Annotated in this window: 5 protein-coding genes; all 5 read right to left on the minus strand. The window is 71.7% G+C overall.

Going from position 1 to position 4,992, the window contains the following annotated elements:
* Positions 1-69: 69 nt before the first annotated feature.
* Complete coding sequence (locus RN743_RS09505) at positions 70-276, minus strand: hypothetical protein (RefSeq protein WP_310779434.1); 207 nt, start codon at positions 274-276, stop codon at positions 70-72.
* On the minus strand, positions 273-1,250 hold the full coding sequence (locus RN743_RS09510; RefSeq protein WP_310779436.1) for an ATPase, T2SS/T4P/T4SS family: 978 nt from the start codon (positions 1,248-1,250) through the stop codon (positions 273-275). Before RN743_RS09510 ends, RN743_RS09505 begins: the two co-directional genes overlap by 4 nt.
* On the minus strand, positions 1,247-3,280 hold the full coding sequence (locus RN743_RS09515) for a TraM recognition domain-containing protein (protein ID WP_310779437.1): 2,034 nt from the start codon (positions 3,278-3,280) through the stop codon (positions 1,247-1,249). The genes RN743_RS09510 and RN743_RS09515 overlap by 4 nt, the downstream gene beginning before the upstream one ends.
* A gap of 298 nt (positions 3,281-3,578) precedes the next feature.
* Positions 3,579-4,517 carry a hypothetical protein gene (locus RN743_RS09520; RefSeq protein WP_310779439.1) on the minus strand — a complete coding sequence of 313 codons (939 nt, stop codon included), beginning with the start codon at positions 4,515-4,517 and terminating at the stop codon, positions 3,579-3,581.
* The coding region (locus RN743_RS09525; RefSeq protein WP_310779441.1) for a VirB8/TrbF family protein at positions 4,514-4,992 on the minus strand (479 nt) is incomplete at its 5' end. The genes RN743_RS09520 and RN743_RS09525, both read right to left, overlap by 4 nt.

The raw sequence follows: 4,992 nt of genomic DNA on the forward strand, positions 1-4,992 counted from the left end.
AGGGCGCGGTGCCCTGCCGGATCTGCTCGATGATCGCGTCGGCGAACTTGCGGTGGTATTCGTCGTGGTTCATGCGTCCACCTCCTCGCCGGCGGTGCCGTGCGGGTCGTCCCAGGCGGCGGCGATCTCGTCCTCGTCGCCTACGTCTTCGGGGAAGAGGCCGTACTGCTCGGCCAGGAAGGCGTCGACTTCGAGTGTGTCGCCGCTGTCGCGGGCGAGTTCGCGGTCGAAGTCCTCGAACGTCTTGACTCGGATGGTCTGGTCGTCGCACTTCATGCGTTCACCTCCTTCGGTGGTTGAGTGGTCCATGTCGGTTCCGTGATCCAGCGGCCGGTGGCCGCGTCGTAGCCCCGTACTTCGAGCGCCTCCTCGACGAACCGCCGGCCGTCCCGGCGCGCCACGTGCAGCACGAGCGCGATGCCGTCCACGACGCCTCGGCAGGTGACTTCCCAGGGCAGCGCGTCTCCGGCCTGCATGGCGCAACTCGCGAGGCGGGACAGCGCGGAGCGGGCGTTGTTGGCGTGGATGGTCGTGAGCGATCCGCCGTGCCCGGTGTTGAGTGCCTGGAGCAGGTCGGCGGCCTCGCCGCCCCGGACCTCGCCGACGACGATGTGGTCGGGCCGGTGGCGGAGCGCGTGGCGCACCAGGTCGCGGATCGAGACGGGCGTGTCGTGGGCGGTTCCCGCCTCGAAGCGGAGGCAGTTGGCGCGGTCGATCCGGAGTTCCAGTGTGTCCTCGATGGCGACGATCCGCTCGTCTTCGGGCAGGAGTTCGATCAACGCGTTCAGGAGCGTCGTCTTGCCCGAGCCCGTGCCGCCCGAGACGAGGACGTTGCGGCGGGCCGCGAGCGTGTCCCGGGCGGCATGGAGCGCCTGTTCCGGCAGCGAGCCCATGCGAACGAGATCCTCGGCGGAGAATGCCCGGCCTCCGAACCGGCGTATTGTGATGGCGACCTCGGGACTCGCGGGCGGAGTGCAGATCGCGACCCGCGACCCGTCTCCGAGCCGCGCGTCCAGGACCGGCTTCGCGGCGGGGTCGAGCCCGAGCGGCCGGGCGATGTGGATCGCCGCGCGGTGGAGCCAGGCGCCGGTGAGTCCGGGCGCCTCGTGGGGCTCCAGCTTCCCGGCCCGCTCGACCCAGACGTTCGCGGGTCCGTTGATCATGATCTCGGAGACCTCCGGGTCTTCGAGCAGGGATTCCAGGCCCGGAAGGAACGGGACGAGGTGGCCGACGCCGCTGGCGCGCTTCATATCCGCCCCTCCTCCCGGAGCCTCCAGTAGCCCGTCTCCCTCGGCAGGTAGTGGGGCTTCAGGTAGACGCGGGTGGCCGGAAGCGATTTCACGCCGTCGTACGGAAGACAGACGGCCTGGTAGTTGGCGAGCAGGGCGAACTCGCGGGGCGTGAACACCGGCTCGCTCTGGCGGCGGAACGACTTGCTCGCGCCGATGGAGCCGCGTCCGCCTCCCGCGCGGCCGGAAAGGAGCGAGAACTCGGGTCTGCCCGTGGTCTCGGTGAACGTGTACGACGCCCGCGTCTTCATGACGGAGCCGCACATCTCGGACGCGATCCGTGCCGACGCCTCGTCGGAGAGCGACAGGAAGATCCGCGTGCGGAGCGTCTGGACGAGCGTGCGCCACGCCTCGCCCGAGGGGAGGACCGACCGGAGCGACGAGAGCGACTGCGTGGCGACGATGGGGATGCAGCGGCACTGCCGCGTGAGCGCGAACGCCTTCTCGTCGCCCGCCGGGTCGTCCTGTCCGACCGTGGCGAACGCTTGATATTCGTCACAAATGAACACGGCGGGCCGCATGTAGCGGGCGGGTCGCCGCGCGGCCTCAGCGGGCCTTCGGAGCAGCGCCTGCATCCACGCACTCTTGAGCAGCACGCCGATGGCGCGCGCCAATGCCGGGTTCGCCCCGGCGGGCATGTTGAGCGCCAGCACCTTGCCGCCCTCGATCAACTCGGAGAGCGGCGGCAGCCTCCGGCGGAGCCCCGGCATGGCCGGGACTTCCGGGGGCCTCTCCTCCTCGTCGCCGTCCGCCCGCCTGGGCGGGGCATCGTCCTTCGGGGGCGGCGGGCAGAACACGGCGGCCACGTCCGGCTGGTCGAAGAGCGAGAGAAAGACGCTGATCCCCTCGACGATCGAGGTGCGGAGCTTCGCGTCCAGCGCCGACCAGTCCTTGTCGTACCACCGCTCGACGGCCTCGACCCGCTCGCGGAGTTCGCTTCCGGCGGCTCCCTCGGGCTCCGTGGCGTAGGCGACCTTCAGTTCGGTGAGCCGCTCCCGGAGCGCGGGATCGAGCCGGTGGGCCGCCTTCCCCTCCTCCGGCAGCGCCCGCCAGTCCCAGTCTCCGAGCGCCTTGCGGTGCTTCGCGAGATCCTTCCTCGCGATGACGGCGCGAAGCGGGCACGCGCGGTCGGCGAGCGCCCTGGCCTCGCCGATCTTTCCGGCCAGGAGGTCGGCGTCTACCGTGCAGCGGTACACGTCCTGGAGCGTGACCCAGCCCCCGGGCAGGAGCCGGTGGAGTTCCACTATCCACCGCACGAGGTTGGTGTACGCCTGTTGCCAGAAGGGGTCCCTGCCCTTGCCGAAGAGCTGGTTGATGAGGGAGGCCACGCCGTAGGCGAGCGAGTAGGAGTCGAGCAGCGGATCGTCGAGCGGATTCCACCGCCACGAGCCGCCGAGCCCGATTTCGAGGTAGTCGTCTTCGCGGTCCGCCTCGCGCAGGATGCTTCGCACCTGATGACAGAAGTCCCCTTTGACCTCCAGCACGAGCGCGCCCGCCCTGCGCTTGGAATCGTCCGCCCGCCAGTGGAGCAGTTGCCGGGCGAACGGGTACATGCAGGCCGTCGTCTTGCCGGTCCCGACGGCCCCGACGACGAGCACGCCGGTGTAGAGCCCCTTCTCGGGGACGACGAGCCACGACGGCCGCTCGCTCTCCCGCTGGGCGGTCGGATGGTGCAGTTCGCCGACCACGACCGAGGGCGCATCGTCCGCGGGCGAGTTGGGCCAGTCGGGCAGCCTGCCGCGCCGCCGGAACCGGAAGAGCGGCTGGAACCAGACCCGCCAGACCGAGAGCGCGAGCGAGCCCGCGAGCACGACCAGGACGGCGGGCCACGCGTAGTGCCAGAAGCGGAGGACGGCGTGCAGGCCCGGATCGTGCCAAGCGATCAGGTCGAGGTACGGGTTCGCGTCCGGCGGCGGGAACGGCGCCTTGAGCGCCCGCGCGCCGACCGCGCCGACGGCGGCCCCGATGATGGCGAGCGTGGCGGACTTCATCGGCGCAGCCTCCTTCCTGAAAGGATCGCTGGCTGGGAGCGACCCCGTGCGGGGCGGAGGGCCGTGGTGTGAATCCACACCTCGGCCCGAACCCGCAACAGGCCCCTTGGGGCCGGGGTCGCTCCCAGCCCCGCCGAAGCGCCCCGGCCGGCAGCGCCCGGCCGGGGCGCGGCGGCGCAAGACGTTGCCGCGGCTGCGGATGGCCGTCCGCGTCCGTGTGAATCGCCGGACGCCTCGACTGTGAATCCGCCCCCCGCGTCGATTTCACGCCGCGGTACGGCCCCAACTCGCCTGGCGGTCATCGGTAGCGGGCTCCCTGGAGGCGGATGGTCCGCCACGTGGCGGCGCGGCTCACCGATGCGCGCCTGGGCCTGCGGCGCGCGCGGTTCTCCAGCGCGACGCTCCGCTTCATGGCGGCCTGGAGCCCCCCGAACTCTTCGAGCACGTGGACGGCGCCCTCGATGATCGCCCGCTCGATCCGGGCCAACTCCTCGACCGTCCGGGCGTCCGGCTCGGCGGGGCCGGACCCCGCCTCGGCCCACTTGCGGATCACCCGCCCGGCCCGATCGATCTCCTCCGTCGTCCGCGCCGCCGCGACGATCTCGACGGCGCGGCCCTGCTTCCCGAGCGCGTCCCAGAGCCCCCGGTGGGCCGCGCCCCACGAGCGGAGCGCGGTCGCGGTGTCGTGGCCCGGCTCGGCGTAGACGAACACGGCGCGCGTCGAGTCGAGCGCCACGGGCAGCTTGACCGGGAAGAAGCGGCGCGTGTCCCCGGCCGCGCCCCGGTAGAGCCGCGACGGCAGCAGCGCGCGCCCGATGCCGAGCGCCTCGAACGCGGCGACCTTCTCGGGCTCGGTCGGGAGCCACGGCAGGTCCGCGTGCTCGACCACGTAGTCGAGCGAGAGCAGCCGCCTTAGCAGTACCTCGTTCGCGGCGGCGCGGCGGTGACGGACGTGCTCGGCGCCGAGCTCCCGGTAGACGCGCCGGGAGTAGATCCGGCACACGCGGCCGATGCCCCGGAGGCCGGGAACGGTCTCCTCGGCGGCGAGCCCCCGGGCGATCAGCGCGTGGACGACGCGCCGCACCTGCTCCGGGTGCGCGCCCAGGAACCGCGCGCACTGCGCGCGCGTGAACACGCCGCTGTGGAGGCACACCAGCGCGATCCATTCGGCTTTCCTTCCCGTCCAGCCGAACGCCTCAAGCACCTTCTCCCGTCCGTTGAGGTGGTGGAGGGTCATCGCTCCTCCCCGCCGCTGACGAGCGCGCGGTCGGCCCGGAGGTAGGTGACGAGGAGTCCCATCGGGTTGTGGACGACCAGTTCGTTCGGGATCGAGTCCAGGAACTCGAACCGGAGCGTGAGCGACCAGCGCTCGCGCCGCAGCTCCTGTTCGCCCCTGAGATGCACGAGATCGAAGTCCGCCGTCGCGCCGTGCGGCGGCTCGGGCGCGGGATGGATGCGGAGCACGACCTGCTCGACTTCGGTCTCGGTCTCGGTGGTTCCGGCCGCCACGCTCGCGACCTCCGCGCCGTCCCTCTGGAACGCGGCGTTCGCCAAGTCCGTGCTCAGGAACCGGAGGCTCCGGGTCCAGTGCTCCTGCGCCGTCGCGCGCCGCCGCGAGTGAAAGTCGTGGACGAACCGGTTCAGGAAGTATTTTGTGGTCGGATCGAGCGGATCGGCCTGCGCGGTCGCGGCCTCGTAGGCCAGCGCCTCGG

The sequence above is a fragment of the Candidatus Palauibacter scopulicola genome (genome assembly GCF_947581915.1).
Classification (GTDB): Bacteria; Gemmatimonadota; Gemmatimonadetes; order Palauibacterales; family Palauibacteraceae; genus Palauibacter; species Palauibacter scopulicola.